The sequence below is a fragment of the Virgibacillus sp. M23 genome (assembly GCF_034190895.1).
Classification (GTDB): domain Bacteria; phylum Bacillota; class Bacilli; order Bacillales; family Amphibacillaceae; genus Virgibacillus; species Virgibacillus salarius.
Genome location: NZ_JAWDHA010000079.1, coordinates 1 through 19,084 on the forward strand (window position 1 = coordinate 1; position 19,084 = coordinate 19,084).

Consider the following 19,084-nt stretch of genomic DNA (forward strand, 5'->3'; position numbering starts at 1 on the left):
AGGGGCATCTCACCTCTCTGTTTATGTTTGTGTGGTAACTAACATTATACAGGATTTGGGGAGGTGCTCTAATTTTTATGTCTTTAAAGTCTTGAGCCCCAAGGGCTCTATATTATGAAATTAACTCATTAGTAAGATTACAAAAAACTTCCCTAATTTCATAACCATCCCCCTAATTTCCATATTTATCTTTTTGCACATAAAATATTATAATATAAAAATGAAAATTTAGAGATATTTAAATGTTAAAATATTCCACATATTTTAACATTTAAATAGTCTGTTGGAACGCGAGAACAACCTATATATGAATCGTGTTTTTGGTAGTATGAGGAATTGATCCTTGTTTTTTTAAATTTTAAATGAAATATTCCATTTAAAATGTGCTATTGGTATGATGTAAGAAAATAATGAATAGGAGGAGTACAAATGAAAAAAATTGTACCCCATTTACGAATTAAGAATTGCAAGGATGAAATAGCATTTTATCAAAAAGTATTCGGTGGCGAGATCAGAAATACACAGATGTCAGATGGTATTGAGATGTTTCAGGGCCATGAAGGTAAGTATATTCATGCAGAATTGCATATAAATGAAGACTGTATTTTATATATGGCAGATGTATTTGATGAGGAGATTATTCAAGGTAGTGATGTCCTATTAGGTCCAGATCTAGAAAGTGAAGAGGAAATCACCAACATTTATGAAGCGTTAGCTAAAGATGGTGAGGTGAAAATGAAGTTACAAGATACCTTTTGGGGTGCAAAGCATGCAATGGTTACCGATAGAAACGGCATTTCATGGGAGTTAAATTATACGAAAAAAATTCAAAACGATGCTTGAGCGTAAGATATGGGAGGGTAAGCTAATGAAGCGAAAAGTAAGAACGATTCAACAGCCGCTATTACCAGAAGGTTTAAGTCAGATATCTTTATCGGATATTTCCAATGAAACACTAGTGGAAATCGGAAAGGTTACATATGTTGATGGTCCGATAGAAGCAGAGCATGTGCGGTTTGAGGAAGTTCATTTTAGAAATGTAAATCTAACGGGGTCAAAGCTGCCATTTTCTTCTTGGTCCAACAGTATCCTTGAAGATTGCGATCTGTCACATGTGGATTTTAGCAGGACCCGTTTTCATCGCGTATTATTCAAAAACTGTAAATTAGCTGGAACGGATTTTGATCAGACGGAACTTCGTGATGTTTATTGGCAAGAGTGTCAAGCTCCATATGCCTTATTTAATCAAACGGATATGCGTGATGTTTGTTTTACGAATTGTTTATTAAAGGGTGCGAATTTTTTAGATTCGAAATGGGACTATGTTCAATTCGGACATTCAACGATTGATGATGTCCAATTTACAGGTACGTCCTTAAAGAATGTTGATTTAAGCGATTGTCAATTTACAACGATTCATACGAATGCCGAAGAAATAAAGGGAGCAATCATTTCAGCTGAGCAAGCCGTTTCTTTTATCGAATTGTTTGGTGTGAAGGTAAAAGATTAGGGTACTGCATGAAGGAGAAGGTAAAGATGATACAGGTATTCGGTAAGGTCGTTGATTCTGAAACACGATGTATCCACTATCATTCCGAAAGAGATGTTATCGCCATTAAATGTAAAATGTGTAACGTATTATCCATGTTATTACTGTCACGAGGAAGCAGAAAAGCATACGTTTACTAGATGGAAGGAAGAGGAATTTTCTAATAAAGCCATCCTTTGTGGAGTGTGCAAAACGGAATTAACGATTAATCAGTATTTGCAAATGAGTAAATGTATGCACTGTGGATCTGTGTTTAACGAGGGATGTAGGCTACATCATCATTTGTACTTTGATTAAAGATAAAGAGAAATGTCTCCTAAAAATGTTAGATGAAGCAACTGGAATATGCGAAACTTCTGTGGTAATCGTAACGGTTGTGATGACCTCGTCATTATATCTCTACTCACGAGGAGGTTAAACTATTGCGCGGATATTCCAGTTGTGTGAAAAGAGAGCTAAGTTTTGGGATGTAGTATTTGTGTTCTTTTTTAGAAAAACACCCCGCTGTAAAGCTATAACGTGCTATGAAAAGTAAAAATGCTATAAAAATAACTACTGAAAAATATCTGATTTCTCTCTAGTTAAGGGACTCCTCGTCTAAAATTGTCCTTTATACCAGCTAAAATACCCCAACTTAATAGAAATCATAATAATAATGAAAAAAAGGAGAAGCATACCCACCAAAAAAGTCCAATCCTGCCATTTAACCGTAAATGTTCTATAAAAGGTGCGTTGCCTCTCGCCGCTGAATCCTTTAGACTCCATAGCTACTGCTGTTCGTTCTGCTTTGCGAATTGCTCCGGCAAGTAAAGGGATTGCATAGCGTTTATATTGTTGTATGGATTCTTTTATTCCGTTAGCTCTTCGTACCCCTCTTATTTGATGTGCGGCACGGATTTGGTTAAGCTCATCTTTCATTAAAGGTAAAAAGCGATACCCAGCTAATACCCCATAAGCTAATTTTGGAGATAGCTTGCATTGCTGCATGAGACTTAGAATGAAATGCACCATATTTGTCGTGAAGATAAACATAAATGATAAGGATGCGAAGGCAAGCATCCGCAATGTTAATGCTAACGCTACCGTAACATCTTCCTTTGGTATATCCCAAAATAGAATCTCCATGGTATCATGTGGTCGATTTGGTTCATCAGCAAAGGCAAGCGTTGTCCAAAGCATACCAACGGATAATAGGATGATAATTAAGAAATAAAGCATGTATCGTTTCCAAGCAATTTTTCCACATACGAAAGTAAGGAGGATGGTGAATAAGCAATAAACTAGTGGTGTAAATGGATCAAACACAAAGGTCAATAGACACACTAATAGAATAACGGTAAAAGCTTTAATGCTTGGATTAAGTTGATTTAATAGCGAAGTCATGCTGATTCACCTCCAAATGTTGTTGCAGTTGAATTCGGGTTGGGTAGTCTAAGTGCCATCTTTGTAAGTCCGAATCCTTCCATAATTGGTCTGGTGATTGATCTCTTATAATTTCTCCGTTTTCTAAAACAAGGACACGGTCCGCATATTTGTCGACGATATCCATGTCATGTGTAACCATGATAATGGATGTGCCTTTGGCATGCCGTTCTTTTAACATTTGCATAAGCTTTAAGGTAGAAGCGGCATCCTGCCCGAAGGTAGGCTCATCTAGAAAGAGTATTTTTTGTTCATCGACAATCATTGTGGCTACACTGAGTCTCCTTTTTTGTCCCTGACTTAGCGAATAAGGATGGCGATGCTCGAATCCTTGTAATTGGCAATTGACTAGGGTGTAATGTACTTTCTCTTCTATATATGATTCTGAATATGGATGCAGACGTAAGCTGTAGGCAATTTCATCAAATACAGTGTCTGTAATAAATTGGTGCTCCGGATTTTGAAACACGTATCCAATCTCTTTTCGCAATAATTTTTCCTTCCAATTACGGATAGGATGCTGACGTAGGAGAATGTCTCCGTGTGTAGGAGCTTCAATACCACTAAGTACTTTTGTTAACGATGTTTTGCCGCTTCCATTAGCTCCAATGATTGCTACAAATGAGCTCTCATACAGATCGAAATCAATTTGATGAAGTACCCTTTTTTGTTTTTTATTTTGAGTAACACGCGAAGCAGATAGTATAATGTCTGCTTGGTGAGCTGCTGGTATTGTCTTTTCTAAAAAGCTATTGTCCATATATGTAACTAATGATGGGGTATCCTTGATTGTTAACGGTGGACTGATATAAGCAGCTTTGTTTTGTTCGGCTGCTGTAAGTACAAGTTTTGTTATTTTTGGCAGGCAAATCCCCTCTTCTAGCACGCTTTCTTTATTATCCGAAATGATCCGTGCTAGTGGGCCATCATACATACATTTTCCGTCCTTAGATAATATGAAAGAACGGTCGATAAAAGATACCCAGCCTTCCAATTGATGTTCGATAACGATTATTCCCATTGATTTTTTCTGTTTAATGGTTTGAATAGTCTTGATAAATTCTTTAGTCGCTTGTGGATCTAAATTGGCAGTCGGTTCATCCAAGATAAGTATCTCTGGTTCTAGTGCTAGCACACAGGCTAATGCTAATTTTTGTTTTTGTCCTCCAGAAAGGGATGAAATGATAGAGTGCTTGTCATCCATTAAGTCAACCATTTGTAATACTTCGTCTATTTTTCTAGCTATTTCAAGCGGCGGTGTACAAATATTCTCTAGGCCAAAGGCAATTTCATCTTCTACCGTTAACATACAAAATTGGCTTTCTGGATCTTGGAATACGACGCCAACTTGTTTGCTAATTGTACCGGGATGTGCATCGTGTATAGATTGACCGAATATGGTAACATCACCTGTCATTTTACCGTCTAATTCGCGCGGGTATATACCATTTAAACAGTGTGTTAACGTACTTTTTCCGCTACCACTTGGTCCAAGTAGTAGCATGGTTTCCCCTCTGTCTAACTGAAAGCTCAGATTAGAGATGATTGGTTTATCATTATCTTCATGAAACCAGAGTGAAAGATTAGATACGTTGATCATGATGCGGAACGTTCCTTTCTGATTTGTTTACCAAGCGCAAAACTAGATAGTACGCCTGTTTTCGCGAGTGAATCACTAATTGCTTTTCCAAGCAAACCTGAAATGATTGCCCCACTAATCATTCTTATACATAACATACCTAATATGTATGGAGTACTTAAGGCAGCATAGCCTGATCTAAAATATCCCCAAACAAAACTAAATATAGCTGCTCCAACACCGGCTAACATTAGCACCCAAAGTGAATAGCGTTTCCATTTTGTTAGCGCAAAGGCAGCTTCTGCGCCAAGACCCTGTATAATACCCGTAATAATAATGATTGGTCCCATAGCATTACCGAGGAGCATTTCTACCGTTGCAGCAATTGTTTCTGACAAAAATGCAGCTCCGGGTTTACGAATGATATAAGCCGCAATAATGGATACAATAAACCAAATACCAAATATAAAGTCATATCCTATGGGTCCCATGAACGACACGAGAATTTTTCCAATAGGTAAAAATGCTAAATAAACGATACCGAAGACTACGGAAAGAACAGACATAACAATTATTTCCTTTAGCTTCCAATTATTCAAAGTATCTCCCCCTTTTTAGATGGGCTATTTGCAGATATGGTGGTTGTCATAACTAGATGTGATGAATAACTACTTTCTAAATTTGTAAAAACACGTTCAAGTCCATCGAATATAAGTTTTCCATCCCCGTCTAGCCTTGTAGCATAGTGGATAGAGCTAACCTTAACCCCATGGAGCTTCATTTCCTCAATTTGGTTATAAATGATGTTCATATAATTTCCTCCACCCAACGGATAAAGGGAAAATTTGCCGGCAACTTCTTGCTGAAGGTCATTTGTATTTAAATTTAATCGATGGTCGTCCGTTGATAGATATACATCCCCATCGGAGTCTCCCGGACAGCCGATGGAGTAGGTGGCACTAAACACGACATGGTGTCCTGTGCTAGCCGCATGCAAAAAAAGTGCCTTGGTTACATCAAAAACATGTGTGATCTTGCCACGTACACAGGTTTCTACATCTGTTGTTTTAATCCAAACCTTAGATGTATCTACGTTTTTCAGTGAAGTTGTAATTACATCTACAAATTGATCTGTCATTGGATAGATGGCAAAAGAGCAACCAGCAATCCGACTATTAATACAGTTCAATGCTTGTTCGTTCATATCATTTTCCTCCTAATAAATAGTCATGTCAGTGAAGTTATACATAAATAAAAAAGACTGCATTCTTTGGGAATGCAGTCTTCAAAAATATATGTAGGCTATGCCTATAAAACGATATATGAACGACTGCACTTCCCCACGCTAGTATTATCTAGATCGGGTTATAAGGGTCAGAGTAGTCTCTTCTCAGCCATGTACATAGCTCCCCTAGTGCAATTTAAAATAGATATGCAGTTTTTATGTATTTATATATACTACTAATAGAATAGTTCAATTAGTGCTTTTTGTAAATACGATAAGTGATATACTGTGAAATAAAGCAACTTATAGAACTGCTAGACTTTTTGACTTGATACCTCACATTGCAATGAAGTACATGAACAATGTAATCAAAAGAGTAATAAGCTAAAATGTTGGGTGTATAAGAGAATAGTGAGCAGTTATCATTCTCTAGAATTATACTTATTCTGTATCCGATGTACCTCGTCCATTAACTCGTTGCCAATAATCGTAGTCATCTGATCGTATACAGCTTTCCATGCATTCTTCCATTGCTCTCTTTCTCTTGTTGTAAGAAAGTGAATAGTAACAACATCTTTTTTTCTTAATTCACGTGTATAATGATCATTCATCTCAATCGCGTGACGTTTCCCCCAATCCGTTGCTTCACTTAAGGCAGCTTGAATGGCTGATTGATTATATTCAGATAATGATTCCCAAAAAGGCTTATTAATAAAAACACCGTATCCGAGATAACCGTGATTGCTCATAGTTACAAACGGTTGATGCTCATAGAATTTTTTAGAGTAAATATTAGAAATCGTATTTTCCTGTCCATCAATAAAATGTACTTCCAAGTTTTGATAAGTTTTATTAAATGGTAAGCTACTTGTGCTAGCATGTACTTGATTAAATTGTTCCTTAATAACAGGACTAGGCATAATACGGAAATGGAGTCGGTTTACATCATCTGGTAGTTTGATAACGTGTACTTGATTCGTAAGCTGTTTATAACCGTTATACCAAAAAGTCAAGCCCTTCACGTTTGTATTATGAAGGTTTGCAAGCAATGTTTTCCCTATTTTACCCTCATATGCTTCCGTTACTGCCTCGTGTGTAGGGAATGCATAGGGGAGATCAAGGATACCCCATTTGGGAAATAGCTCACTTACCTTAGCTGTTGCCGGGGCAATCATTTCAACATTCCCATTTTGGATGGCTTCCCACTCATTGGTGTCATTATATAGAGACCCATTTGCATAAATGTGGACTTTGATTCTTCCATTTGTTTTTGCTTCTACAAGTTGAGCAAACTTCCGGGCTGTTTGTCCCTTTGGTGTGTCAGTCGCAACAACATGACTAAACCGAATGATGATTTGTTCACGTAATCCCTCTTGTTCATCATCATAATCATCTGTTCCACGAATTGTCTCGAAGTCAATTCCAATTACGACAGCGGAAACAAGTCCTGTTATAATAAATGTTAGAATTATAAAAAAGTTTCGCAAATAATTACCTCCATGAACTAAATAGAGAAAGTTCAGTGTGTGGTCATTCATCCCGCATATAACCGCAGTAAGCTCCCGCTTCAAGTAATAAAGAGAAACCAATATGGGCGATGGATCGACTGCCGGTAAATGTCCGATTGGTTCGGGCCTCCATGGAAGTAGGTCACAAAGGCGTTGCCACAGGAAGTGGCGAATGAAGCCTTTGTACGTATTTGTTTTAGTAAAAACGGACGGAAGTTTTACTTTATCCCGCATATAACTGGCAGTAAGATACCCACTTCAAGCAATAAAGAGAAACCAAAATGGGAAGTGTGGAACAACTGCCAGTAAATGTCCGATTGGTTCACCTAACCATCCGTGGGGATAAACAAAACCCCCCCACGGATGGAAGTTTCACTTTATTTTATCATAATATTCTATCAATCATTAAACTTAAGGAGAAGTGGGGAATGGTAAGTCTTCGTAAAATGCCAATTAGACTAAAGATTATGATTCTATCTTTTGGGATTGTTCTATTTACGCTCTTAATTGGTGGCATTATGCTTATCGGCAATCTTTTTCAAGGAAAAGAAGAAGGGCTTGGTGAGCGTGGACTTATGACAGGGAGGATCGTGGCGAACTTACCAGAAATAAAGGATTCAATTGTAAAAGCACGAGGCTGGAAAACAATCAATCCAATTGTTGAGCGAATACGTACGATTAATCAAGTTGATTACATTGTTGTTTTAAATATGAACCGTATCAGATTCTCCCATCCAATCGAAAAACAGCTCGGAACGGTATCGTCAGGGAAGGATGAAGGGGCTGCTTTTGCTGAGCATAGTTATGTTTCAAAAGCGAAGGGGGAACAAGGAACTGCTATCCGTTCTTTTGTTCCAATTGTTAATGATAGTTTTGAACAAATAGGAGTAGTGCTTGTCGGAAATATGCTCCCATCATTTTGGAACATACTTTTATCTATACGAGTAGAAATAATGATTATTGCTTTACTGACAATAGCCTTTGGAATCATTGGTTCTTATTTATTGGCAAGACATGTTAAAGAACAGACGTTTTGGATGGAGCCATATGAGATAGCGAGGGTGCTAAAAGAGAGAACAACAGTTTTTCAAGCAATGCATGAAGGCGTTATTGCTGTAGATCGTGATGAGCGGTTAGTTGTTTTTAATGAAAAGGCAAAAGAGATTTTACATATTGAAATGGATGTTAATGATGCTCTCATGAGTACGGTCTTGAAAGACAAAGTAATGGTACAGCAATTAAGAGGGCAGACGGCAGCTTATAATGAAACATTGAGAGTTCATGAGAAGCTAATTATGTTAAATCGGATTCCAATAGAAATAGAAAACGAACGGATAGGCTGTGTGGTGGTTTTTCAAGATCGGACAGAAGTTACAAAGATGGCAGAGGAGTTAACAGGTGTAAAAGCTTTTGTCGATGCATTACGTGTTCAAAATCATGAACATATGAATAAGCTTCATACAATTGCAGGATTAATTCAGTTAGAAGAAAATGAGCGAGCGTTGGAATATGTTTTCCAAACGACACAGAAGCAGGCGTCCTTAACAAGGTTCATGATGCAACGAATTAAAAGTTATAGTATTGCAGGTTTGCTTATTAGCAAGATACGTAGAGGTGAAGAGCTAGGAATTGATGTTAGAGTGGATGGTCAAACGTCAATAAAAGCATTTCCAACTGTGTTTAACAATCATGATATGGTGCTCATACTAGGGAATTTAATTGAAAACGCAATTGACGCATGTGCTATATCAGAGATAAAGCAAAAAAGGATTAATATCACAATTTATCAAAATGAAACGGATTGTATGATAAAAATCATTGATAATGGAATTGGTATCGTTGATACGGATCGAATTTTTGAAAAGGGCTATACGACCAAAGGGAAATCCGGATCAGGAATTGGCCTATATTTAATACAGCAAATGATATCCAAGGCAGAAGGGACTATATCAGTTGATTCAGTATTACATCAGGGGACACAAATTATTATAACGATTCCAATGATGTTGAGAAAGGAAGGGTTCCGTGATAAGAGATTCAGAAGTGAAAGTATTGCTGATTGAGGACGACCCTATGGTACAAGAAGTCAATAAAAGAATGGTAGAAAGGGTAGAGGGCTTTCACGTTATTGCAATAGCCGAAAACGGGAAGCAAGGCTTGGAATTATGTCAATACAACAATCCCGATCTCGTTCTGCTGGATATCTATATGCCTGAACAAGATGGTATCGCAGCACTTAAAGCGTTAAGGGAGTTAGAGTTGGATTTGGAGGTGATTATCATTTCCGCAGCTAATGAAATGAATATGGTTCGTAATATGCTACATCACGGAGCTCTCGATTATATTATTAAACCATTCAAATTTGATCGTCTTGTTCTGGCACTGACTAAGTATAATCGTTATCGTCGCCAATTTAATGCAAGTGAAAAGGTAGATCAGCAAACGATTGATGTCTTAATGATGCAGAATGAACAGAATAGTAGACAAGGACATTTGCTGCCTAAAGGCTTAAATAAACAAACATTGAATCAAGTAATTGAATTTTTAGGCTCCCAGAATGAGCCTGCTTCAGCAGATAAAGCAGCTGAAAGTATAGGTATTGCACGGGTTACCGCAAGGAGATATTTGGATTACTTAGAGAAGATGGATCGCGTAGAGATTATCCTCCAGTATGGTGTGGTTGGTAGACCAGTTAATCGATACAAGCTTATTTAATGGCTATCTAAAAGACCAATATGAACAAAATGTACAATATGTTCATATTATTCTTAAAATAAAATGAAAGCGTTATCATGTAGAAAAGGATTTTAAAGGAGGGTACTTGTTTTGAAAAAATACCTTGTGTTGATATGTATGTTTTCAATTATTATCGCTTTATCAGCTTGTGGAGAGGAAGAAGCAGCCGAACATTCGGAGGAAGTTAGTGGTGATGGTCAACCAATTGTTTTTGGGACTGGCGGTACTTCGGGAACGTACTACCCCATTGGCGGAGCATTAAAGCCTATTTTTGAAGAAAGTGATTATATTAATAATGTCACTGTCGAGTCTACTGGTGCTTCCGTAGCGAATATTCAGAATATGCAGGATGGGTTAAATCAGATGAGTATTATTATGAGTGATGTAGGTTACGATGCGCTTCAAGGAAAGGGACAGTTTGAAGGTAATCAAGTGGATGTGCAAGCAATGGCTGGTATGTATCAAAATGTTGTTCAAGTTGTCGCAACAGCGGACAGTGGAATCGAAGCAATCGAAGATTTGGAAGGAAAACGTGTTGGTGTTGGTAAAGTTGGTTCAGGAGTCGAGCAAAGCGCTAAAAAGGTATTAGAGGTACTTGGATTATCATACGATGATCTTTCCAAAGTAACGCATACTGGTTATGCGGATAGTGTACAGGAAATGAAAAACGGAAATTTAGATGCAGCATTCTTCACCTCTGGAGTACCGAATAGTAATATAACTGATTTAATGCAGCAAAACGAAGTAGTATTTGTAGAAATTAACGGTGAAATTGCAAAAAAACTAATGGAGGCGTATCCATTCTATAAAGAATTTACGATTCCAGCTAGAGATGAGGTGATGTATAACCTAGATCGAAAGGTAAATACGGTCGGTATTCAAAACATAATTACTGTTTCTCCAGAGCTTAGCGAAGATCTCGTATATGATTTGACGAAACGATATTACGATTATTTAGGAAGCGAAGAGGTATCTATAAGTGCATTAAAACAACTCGATCGGGATGACTTGGCCGAAGGTTTGGTAGTCCCAATCCATTCAGGTGCTAAAAAGTTTTATGAAGAACAGGGGATTTTAAAATAAGATGCTTCAATAAAAGGATGTCGCGACTTAAATGGATAGTGATAACGATTATAATGGTTGGGCTAGGTGTGTTACTCGTACCAGTAAATGCAATACTTGTATCACAAGGAACAACCATCACCTATGCTTTTCTTCAAACTGATGATGTTTTTTCTTTGCAGTGGATTCATTCTGTTGAAAAGGAAGCCTGGGTGGAAAACTTCATAGTTGATGATCAAATTATTTCATTAGATTCCACCAAATTTAAAACATTTGGTGCTGGAGTTCCTACATGGTCAGAGCATTCAACCGAAGTTCAAGATGGTTGGGTATATATGCAGATAGATAGAGTGATTGGTGCCGAGCTAGTGCTAAGGTCTTCGCTAATGAATGATTACCAGTTGATCTATCAAAAGAAAAGATACCCTTTGGAAGCAAGTAATATGGCTTATATAATAGAGGCTAAACAAGCGCCTCTCTTCTTCATTCTACGGACAACAGTAAAAGAAATGGTGGGATGATATATGAATGAAAAAGCAAATTTGGAGGGGTTTGATCGGGAAAGCAATGTACGTACACAATACCCATTAGTTATAGGCATCCTAATTACCGTGTTAGCAGCTGGATTAGGTTTGTTTCATCTTTATACGTCATATGCTGGTTCACTTGTAGATATCAAACAACGTAGTCTTCATTTATACACATTAATGGTGTTAGGTTTTTTATTATATCCTATAATGAAAAAAAGAAAGCACAACGGTATCCCCGTCTATGATTATCTGTTTGCGGGGATATCCCTCCTACTTGGTATTTATATGCTTGCATCTGCTAACCGAATTATTGAATCTGGTGGTCGAATTAACGATATAGATGTTTATGTCGGTATTGCTGTCCTTATTATATTATTTGAGATTACAAGAAGGGTGACGGGGTGGGGACTAACGTTACTCGCATTTGGATTTCTTGCTTATGGGTTTTACGTAAAGTTATCCATATATCCTGAGCTAACAGGTCCCATTATATTAAGTGTTTCGGAAGGAATTCTATCTCATTTAATCTACATCACAGAGGGAATCCTAGGGACAGCAATCGGAGTATCTGCTAGTTATATTATTTTATTTATTCTGTTTGGTGCATTTTTAAGTAAATCGGGAATGGGGCAGATGTTTAATGATCTGGCAATGGCGGTAGCTGGTCATACGAAGGGTGGACCAGCTAAGGTGGCTGTTCTGGCAAGCGGCTTTTTAGGTTCAATTAATGGTTCCGCTATCGCAAATGTAGTGACAACGGGTGCTTTTACGATTCCGTTAATGAAAAAAGTAGGATATCAGAAGAATTTTGCAGGGGCTGTCGAGTCTTCTGCTAGTGTTGGTGGGCAAATATTACCTCCAATAATGGGAGCAGCAGCCTTTATCATGGCTGAGAATCTAGGTATACCATATACAACAGTGATCTTAGCTGGAATTATTCCTGCATTATTATTTTATATTGGTATTTTACTCCAGGTCCATATTAGGGCTTCTAAGCTTGGTTTACGTGGATTAAATAAGAATGAGTTGCCAACTGTGAAGGAGGTATTAATCCAACGTGGTCATCTCCTGATTCCAATGGCTATCCTATTGTATTTGCTATTTACAGGGAAGACGCCATTCTACGCAGCGTTTTGGTCGATTGTATCAACGATTATTATTACAGGTACTGGAAGAATGTTACTTATCGGAATGGCAGTTTCTTTATTTCTTATATTTGAATCTCAGATAAGAGCACTCCTATCAGGGATAAGTATGCCGATGTTACGTGATAACTGGTTAGAGCTTGGGCTAATTGTCCTGATACCTTTAGTCATTAATCTTATACGTAAAAAGGCAAAGGTGAAAGCAGAGGAAATAGATGTTCGGGATTTTTTTGGGGCATTGGAAAAAGGTGTTCGTACAACCATTCCTGTGGCAGTTGCTTGTGGTGCGGTTGGCATTATTGTAGGTATAGCTTCTTTAACCGGTGTAGCGCTTGAGATTGCAAGCTCCATCGTAAGTGTCGGTGAAATGATTCAGAGTCCCCTTGTTCAGCTTTTAATCACATTAGCGTTAACGATGGTCGCGTCGATTATTTTAGGGATGGGATTACCAAGCATTCCAACCTATATTATTACAAGTACAATGGCAGCCCCAATATTACTACAATTACCATATTTTAGAGAATTAGCTGGAACAGATGAAACAGCTATTTTTGTTGCACATATGTTTGTGTTTTATTTTGGAATTTTTGCTAATATCACTCCGCCAGTTGCGTTAGCTGCCTTTGCAGGTTCAGGTATTAGCGGTGGTGATCCGATGCGTACAGGCATGCAAGCAATGAAACTAGCAATTGCTGGATTTATTGTACCATTTATGTTCGTCTTTTCTCGTGAAATGTTGATGATCGATGCTACGATTGGGAATCTACTACTTATTACGGTGACTTCACTAACAGGGGTTTTTCTTTTATCCGTAGCAGCTGAAGGCTTTTTGAAGGATGCACTTCCCTGGTATATCCGATTGATAGCAACCTTAGGAGCATTGCTGCTCATCTATCCTGGTATTTGGACAGATATGGCAGGCATATTAGCTCTTATTTTAGTTCTATCCTCCAACTGGCGAAAAATAATAGAAAGAGAGAGAGAAAATCAGGTCGGTTAATAGAAATAAATGATAAAAAAGATGTTAATTATCCATGCAAAAGCATCGATATCAACATCTTTTTTAATAGTCTAGGAAATTATAAAATTAGCCGTGGATAAATAGGGGTGTGTTGAGACGCGTCCAGCTCCAGCATCCAGAAACGAGGCGACTCACGAATCGTATTACGATAAGTCATCATCGGCACATTAGTTGACTCGCTCCAGTCGCTACGTATCTAGTCGGGTGCTTATGCTTTTGTTATCCCACAAACAACTGGCAGTAATACCACCACTTATTGAAGTTTCATTTTATATTTACTCATGCTCACCATTTCGGTAAGCTTCATTTAAGCTTTTGTAATCCTATGATATAATAGATATTAGACTGATAAAGGAGGTGAATATAAGTGATGATAGAATTATTAAATGAAGTAGTTAATGATGTGTCGCCATTCTATCTATATATTAGTATATTACTTACGATTTTATCTACCTATCAATTCTTAACAATAGATGCGCGAAATATTATAGAAAATAATAATATTTTGACAAGGGAATATCATAATCTACGTGTACGGTTATTGCCAATGCAAGAATTATTTGGCGAATGTAGAGAGGTTATTGAATGGTTAATTAAAAAGACAAATCGAATAGCATCGCCTGATGATGATACAGACAACGAATCCTTCTCGTTCCAAGCAAATGAATTATCAAAACGAGGAGGACAACAATGGATCGTCAATTTATATTCACATTCCTTAAGAAATATAGTGTAATTAGTATTATTCTTGTAATCTTTTTAACGGGTTGCCAAGGTGATACTAGCGCTGCAGGTTTTTTTAGTTTTGAAAATCCCTTTTCGCAGCTTATCAAATATATTGCCATACTGTTTGGTGGCGACTATGGATTATCAATCATCGTTCTAACGTTGCTTATTCGTTTGCTTTTAATGCCATTATCTTTAAAACAAACGAAAAGTGCTGCAAAGACGAAAGAAAAGATGAGCGAAATGAAGCCTGACATGGATGCTATTACGGATAAGTATAAGGACAAAAAAGATGCAGAGTCGAAAGCAGAGATGCAAAAGGAAATGATGCAACTCTACCAGAAGCATCAATTTAACCCTTTAAGCTCATTGGGGTGTTTGCCGATGCTTATTCAATTTCCGATTATCATAGCGGTTTACTATGCGATTAGGAATTCGCCAGAAATTGCCGCACATTCATTTCTCTGGTTCGATTTAGGACAGGTTGATTTGATTCTACCATTTGTCGCAGCGGCTATTTACTTTATTCAATCGAGAGTATCGTTAATGGGGATGGACGAAAAACAGAGGAAGCAGATGGCGGTTATGTCGCTCTTATCGCCTGTTATGATAGGGTTTATTTCCTTTAATGCACCTGCTGCATTACCATTATATTGGACGGTTAGTGGACTGTTTTTAGTTCTTCAAACATTATTAGCAAAAAGATTGTACTATCCGAAAATCCAACATTAAATAGCGTTGACATCCGAATGTATCCTATTTATAATTACTCGAGTGGAATGGATAGTAGAAAACATTCCGTGCGGGAGAGGTTCTTAGCTTTAACCCTCTATAAAAAACTAAGGACAAATGATGTGATAAAAAGTCATGTGCCTTAGGCCATGGCTTTTTGTTTGTCTAGAGAATTACAAAATTAGCCGATGGATAAATATGGGCGTGTTGAGCTCCAGCACCCAGTAACGAGGCTACTTCACGAATTGCCCTACGACAAGTCACCATCGGCTCGCAAAGCACACCGTGATTCCTTTATATCCGTTGACTCGCTCCGGTCGCTAGGTTTCAAATCGGCGCTTGCACTTGTTCGTTTTGGTGAATTATATTAAATGCTTTGTTTCTAAATGGAGTATTAAGTAGGTACGCACTTGTTTTAACGAAAGAATATTTAAAAGGAGGCTTCGCGATGGCTAGTAGAAGTAATGATGAGTTAACTGGTGTAACACAGCTAGGAAGTCAAGGAACGATGTATGCTTTTGACTACACACCGGACGTACTGGAGGTTTTTGATAACAAGCACCCGGGTCGTGATTATTTTGTTAAATTTAATTGCCCTGAGTTTACCACGCTTTGTCCTAAAACAAATCAGCCTGACTTTGGGACGGTGTATATTAGCTATATACCAGATAAAAAAATGGTTGAGAGTAAGTCACTAAAGCTTTATTTGTTCAGTTTTCGTAATCATGGTGACTTCCATGAAGATAGTATAAATATTATTATGAATGACTTGATTGATTTAATGGCACCCCGTTATATTGAGGTCTGGGGAAAGTTTACACCGCGTGGAGGGATCTCCATAGATCCCTACTGTAATTATGGTAAAGCGGGTACTAAATTTGAGAAGATGGCAGATCAAAGACTAATGAATCATGATCTATACCCAGAAAATATAGATAATCGTTAAAAAGTAGAGGGTTAGGTTTAGGTCTCTTCCTTTATAATCTCGTTTGCAGCACAGACTACAGATTTACAACGTAGTGAAGATTAGGACGTGCTGGCATATTAATGGACAAGGAAGAGGAGTTTTATGTTTATCTATCTTAATGCGTTATTTGTTGGGCTTTTATTACTATCAAATATATTAGCTGTTAAACTGTTTCAAATAGGAGAATTTATTTTGCCTGGGGCTGCGATTGTATATGTCGTGACCTATTTGCTTACAGATGTGATTGGAGAAGTATATGGAAAGAATACAGCTAGAAAAACGGTTCAGGCAGGATTTATAACCCAGTTGTTTGCGGTGTTTTTCATATTTATTGTTGTTCATTTACCGGCTGCACCAGCATTTGGTCTACAATCAGAATTCGAACAAATACTAGGTGGTAGCTTTCGTGTTATTGCAGCTAGCTTGCTCTCTTATATAGCAAGTCAACACCTTGATGTAAGTATTTTTCATCGTCTTCGTGCAAGCCATGGTGAGAAGAAGCTATGGATACGAAATAATGTCTCAACGATGACAAGTCAACTTATTGACACAAGTCTGTTTATAACCATCGCATTCTGGGGAATCGTGCCGCTACGAGTTCTATTGGGTATGATAGTCACCCAATATATATTTAAACTAATCATTGCAATAATAGATACGCCGTTTGCTTATTTGTTGGTTAAATGGGCGAGGAAGCTTGAGGCAAAGTAATAAAGTAACTTTTAATTGTTTATAGGATTTTATTTATTGTAAAGATAATCAAAGATTTATAAACTGTCAATTCCATTGACTTTGCTGAAGAATGAAAGCAAAACAGTAGATTAAAACCAGTTATATTGATAGGATCTCCTACTTCAGGTTCCTATCTTTATGGCCGGTTTTAATTTTCATGAATATATGAAAGGAAGGGTTGCGTATGCATCATTAAGTAGGCAACTTTATAAAAAAGAGATTCGTATAAGGTAATAATTCTGAATAATTAGTTAATATAATGGTGATGTAATTACAAATTGAGGAGGGGAAATGGATGGATGAATCGGATAAGCTATTAAAGATTCTTGGTAATAAAGATGTGCTTGCACTTGCTTTTGGAGCAATGATTGGCTGGGGATGGGTCGTTACGTCTGGATTATGGATTACAGAAGCTGGCTCCATGGGAGCGATGCTAGCCTTTGCTATTGGAGGGCTACTTGTTGTCTTAGTTGGATTAACTTATGCCGAATTGTCCTCAGCGCTGCCATTGGTTGGAGGAGAGCATGTATATACGTATAAGGCAATGGGCAGAGTAGCATCGTTTATTGCTACATGGGCCATTATTCTTGGTTATGTGTCTGTTGTCGCATTTGAAGCTGTTGCATTTCCTACAGTTTTCGAGTATGTCATACCTGGTTACAGCCAGGGGTACTTATATACGATAGCTGGCTGGGATGTAACAGTAACCTGGGCAGGTATAGGAATTCTTGGTTCGTTATTGATTGCTTGGATTAATTATCGAGGTATTAAGCTAACAACAGTTATTTCCTTTATATTAACATTAGTAATTTTAATAGCAGGTCTTATGTTAATAACAGGTAGCACATTTGGCGGGAATATAGCAAATATGAAGCCGTTAGTTGAAACTGGTGTAGCAGGTTTATTAACAGTTATCATTATGACACCATTTATGTTTGTTGGATTTGATGTCATTCCGCAAGCGGCGGAAGAGATTAATTTACCACAAAAGAAGATTGGTCAGTTATTAATTGTGTCAGTAGTACTCGCTGTTATTTGGTATATTGCCATTATTTTTGGGGTATCACGAATTTTAGATGCTTCTGAGCTTATGGCGTCCAACTTAGTTACCGCTGATGCAATGGCAAAAGCATTTGGCAATAGTAAATTAATGGGGAATTTTCTTGTGCTTGGAGGGATTGGTGGGATTTTAACAAGCTGGATTGGGTTTTATGTAGGTGGTAGTCGCGCTATTTTCGCTTTAGCAAATGCAGGTATGTTACCAAAGTCACTTGGAGAGTTGCATCCTAAATATAAAACGCCCCATAAAGCTATTCTATTAATTGCTGTATTATCTACAGCAGCTCCTTTACTTGGTCGGCCTGCTTTAGTATGGCTAGTTGATGCTGGTGGCTTAGGACTTGTAGTAGCGTGGTTAATGGTAGCAGTATCTTTTATTATTTTGCGCAGAACAGTTCCTAATATGAAACGTCCTTTTAAACTTCCTGGAGGGACTACAATAGGGTGGATAGCTGTATTAATGTCCGGAGGAGTTATGACCCTTTATTTGCCAGGTATGCCATCTGCTTTAATTTGGCCATATGAATGGATCATTGTAGGGATATGGATATTATTGGGCATTATACTTTATAACTACTCCATGGCCAAATATGGTAAAGGATATGCCGACGAGCACATGAAAAAAGAAATAAATCGGGTAGCGTAGAAGCAGAATGGAAATGAGAAAGAAGAAAGCTGTTACTAAAAAAATTTTAGTAGCAGTTTTGTTATAGTTATAGTCTAGGAAATTATAAATTAGGCCATGTGGATAAATATGGAGGTGTTAGGCCGCCGTCCAGCTCCAGCGCCCAGAAACGAGGCGACTTCATGAATCGCCCTACGATATGCCATCATCGGCTCGCAAGCACACCGTGATTCCTTTATTTCTGTTGACTCGCTCCAGTCGCTACGTTTCTAATCGGGCGCTTGCGCTTTTGTTCTAAGTTAAGAAAGTATAAAATCAGTGCAATGACTGTGTTAAGCTAAGTAGTTATTTTGAAATGTTTGATGTATATTGGCAATGCTCCGACTAATTACTTCGCTTTCGGCGGGCACGGCCTCAACTAACTTTGCAAAGAAGAACACGTTGCAAAGTGGATTTTCGGCTCGCG

General features: G+C 37.8%; 17 protein-coding genes, 1 pseudogene and 2 riboswitches. Of the genes and pseudogenes, 13 read left to right on the top strand and 5 right to left on the bottom strand.

What is annotated here, in order from left to right; genetic code table 11:
* Positions 1 to 429 precede the first annotated feature (429 nt).
* The 3 genes and pseudogenes from RVS70_RS19745 to RVS70_RS19755 all read left to right on the top strand — a co-directional run bounded on the left by RVS70_RS19745 (position 430) and on the right by RVS70_RS19755 (position 1,846).
* Positions 430 to 843 carry a VOC family protein gene (locus tag RVS70_RS19745; RefSeq protein WP_121604366.1) on the top strand — a complete coding sequence of 138 codons (414 nt, stop codon included), beginning with the start codon at positions 430 to 432 and terminating at the stop codon, positions 841 to 843.
* 25 nt (positions 844 to 868) lie between these two features.
* Complete coding sequence (locus RVS70_RS19750; RefSeq protein WP_162986342.1) at positions 869 to 1,510, top strand: pentapeptide repeat-containing protein; 642 nt, start codon at positions 869 to 871, stop codon at positions 1,508 to 1,510.
* Positions 1,511 to 1,536: 26 nt separating this feature from the next.
* A pseudogene (locus RVS70_RS19755) lies at positions 1,537 to 1,846 on the top strand (CHY zinc finger protein).
* Positions 1,847 to 2,146: 300 nt separating this feature from the next.
* On the opposite strand, the gene RVS70_RS19760 reads toward RVS70_RS19755, so the two are convergent.
* The 5 genes from RVS70_RS19760 to RVS70_RS19780 all read right to left on the bottom strand — a co-directional run bounded on the left by RVS70_RS19760 (position 2,147) and on the right by RVS70_RS19780 (position 7,262).
* Entirely contained in the window at positions 2,147 to 2,932 is a 786-nt protein-coding gene (locus RVS70_RS19760) for an energy-coupling factor transporter transmembrane component T family protein (RefSeq protein ID WP_026682138.1), read from the bottom strand.
* Positions 2,907 to 4,571, bottom strand: a complete 1,665-nt coding sequence (locus RVS70_RS19765) for an energy-coupling factor transporter ATPase (RefSeq protein ID WP_321134548.1) — start codon at positions 4,569 to 4,571, stop codon at positions 2,907 to 2,909. The genes RVS70_RS19760 and RVS70_RS19765 overlap by 26 nt, the downstream gene beginning before the upstream one ends.
* The gene (locus tag RVS70_RS19770; protein ID WP_026682140.1) at positions 4,568 to 5,149 is read right to left on the bottom strand and encodes an ECF transporter S component; all 582 of its coding nucleotides are present in this window, start codon (positions 5,147 to 5,149) and stop codon (positions 4,568 to 4,570) included. The genes RVS70_RS19765 and RVS70_RS19770 overlap by 4 nt, the downstream gene beginning before the upstream one ends.
* Positions 5,146 to 5,754, bottom strand: coding sequence for a YkoF family thiamine/hydroxymethylpyrimidine-binding protein (locus RVS70_RS19775; protein WP_321134550.1), 609 nt, complete (start codon positions 5,752 to 5,754; stop codon positions 5,146 to 5,148). The genes RVS70_RS19770 and RVS70_RS19775 overlap by 4 nt, the downstream gene beginning before the upstream one ends.
* Positions 5,755 to 5,870: 116 nt before the next feature.
* A riboswitch (TPP riboswitch) is annotated at positions 5,871 to 5,973 on the bottom strand.
* Between the two features lie 224 nt (positions 5,974 to 6,197).
* On the bottom strand, positions 6,198 to 7,262 hold the full coding sequence (locus RVS70_RS19780; protein ID WP_026682142.1) for a DctP family TRAP transporter solute-binding subunit: 1,065 nt from the start codon (positions 7,260 to 7,262) through the stop codon (positions 6,198 to 6,200).
* 449 nt (positions 7,263 to 7,711) lie between these two features.
* On the opposite strand from RVS70_RS19780, the gene RVS70_RS19785 reads away from it, so the two are divergent.
* The 10 genes from RVS70_RS19785 to RVS70_RS19830 all read left to right on the top strand — a co-directional run bounded on the left by RVS70_RS19785 (position 7,712) and on the right by RVS70_RS19830 (position 18,639).
* A complete protein-coding gene (locus RVS70_RS19785) occupies positions 7,712 to 9,346 on the top strand; it encodes a sensor histidine kinase (protein WP_051388376.1) in 1,635 nt (544 codons plus the stop codon).
* Positions 9,347 to 9,356: 10 nt separating this feature from the next.
* Entirely contained in the window at positions 9,357 to 9,998 is a 642-nt protein-coding gene (locus tag RVS70_RS19790; protein WP_051388377.1) for a response regulator, read from the top strand.
* A 111-nt stretch (positions 9,999 to 10,109) separates the two neighbouring features.
* Positions 10,110 to 11,102: a TAXI family TRAP transporter solute-binding subunit gene (locus tag RVS70_RS19795; protein WP_321134552.1), complete on the top strand. Its 993-nt coding sequence runs from the start codon at positions 10,110 to 10,112 to the stop codon at positions 11,100 to 11,102.
* Between the two features lie 17 nt (positions 11,103 to 11,119).
* Positions 11,120 to 11,602 (top strand): DUF1850 domain-containing protein, encoded by a 483-nt coding sequence (locus tag RVS70_RS19800; RefSeq protein ID WP_321134554.1) that lies wholly within the window; start codon positions 11,120 to 11,122, stop codon positions 11,600 to 11,602.
* A gap of 3 nt (positions 11,603 to 11,605) precedes the next feature.
* Positions 11,606 to 13,756, top strand: a complete 2,151-nt coding sequence (locus RVS70_RS19805; RefSeq protein ID WP_321134556.1) for a TRAP transporter permease — start codon at positions 11,606 to 11,608, stop codon at positions 13,754 to 13,756.
* Between the two features lie 388 nt (positions 13,757 to 14,144).
* The gene (locus RVS70_RS19810) at positions 14,145 to 14,513 is read left to right on the top strand and encodes a hypothetical protein (RefSeq protein ID WP_321134558.1); all 369 of its coding nucleotides are present in this window, start codon (positions 14,145 to 14,147) and stop codon (positions 14,511 to 14,513) included.
* Positions 14,468 to 15,235: a membrane protein insertase YidC gene (yidC, locus tag RVS70_RS19815; RefSeq protein ID WP_321134560.1), complete on the top strand. Its 768-nt coding sequence runs from the start codon at positions 14,468 to 14,470 to the stop codon at positions 15,233 to 15,235. Before RVS70_RS19810 ends, yidC begins: the two co-directional genes overlap by 46 nt.
* Positions 15,236 to 15,305: 70 nt before the next feature.
* Positions 15,306 to 15,352: riboswitch (PreQ1 riboswitch) on the top strand.
* A 331-nt stretch (positions 15,353 to 15,683) separates the two neighbouring features.
* Positions 15,684 to 16,181, top strand: a complete 498-nt coding sequence (gene queF, locus RVS70_RS19820) for a preQ(1) synthase (RefSeq protein ID WP_026682147.1) — start codon at positions 15,684 to 15,686, stop codon at positions 16,179 to 16,181.
* A 123-nt stretch (positions 16,182 to 16,304) separates the two neighbouring features.
* On the top strand, positions 16,305 to 16,913 hold the full coding sequence (locus tag RVS70_RS19825) for a queuosine precursor transporter (protein WP_121604371.1): 609 nt from the start codon (positions 16,305 to 16,307) through the stop codon (positions 16,911 to 16,913).
* Between the two features lie 316 nt (positions 16,914 to 17,229).
* A complete protein-coding gene (locus tag RVS70_RS19830; protein WP_026682149.1) occupies positions 17,230 to 18,639 on the top strand; it encodes an APC family permease in 1,410 nt (469 codons plus the stop codon).
* Positions 18,640 to 19,084 lie beyond the last annotated feature (445 nt).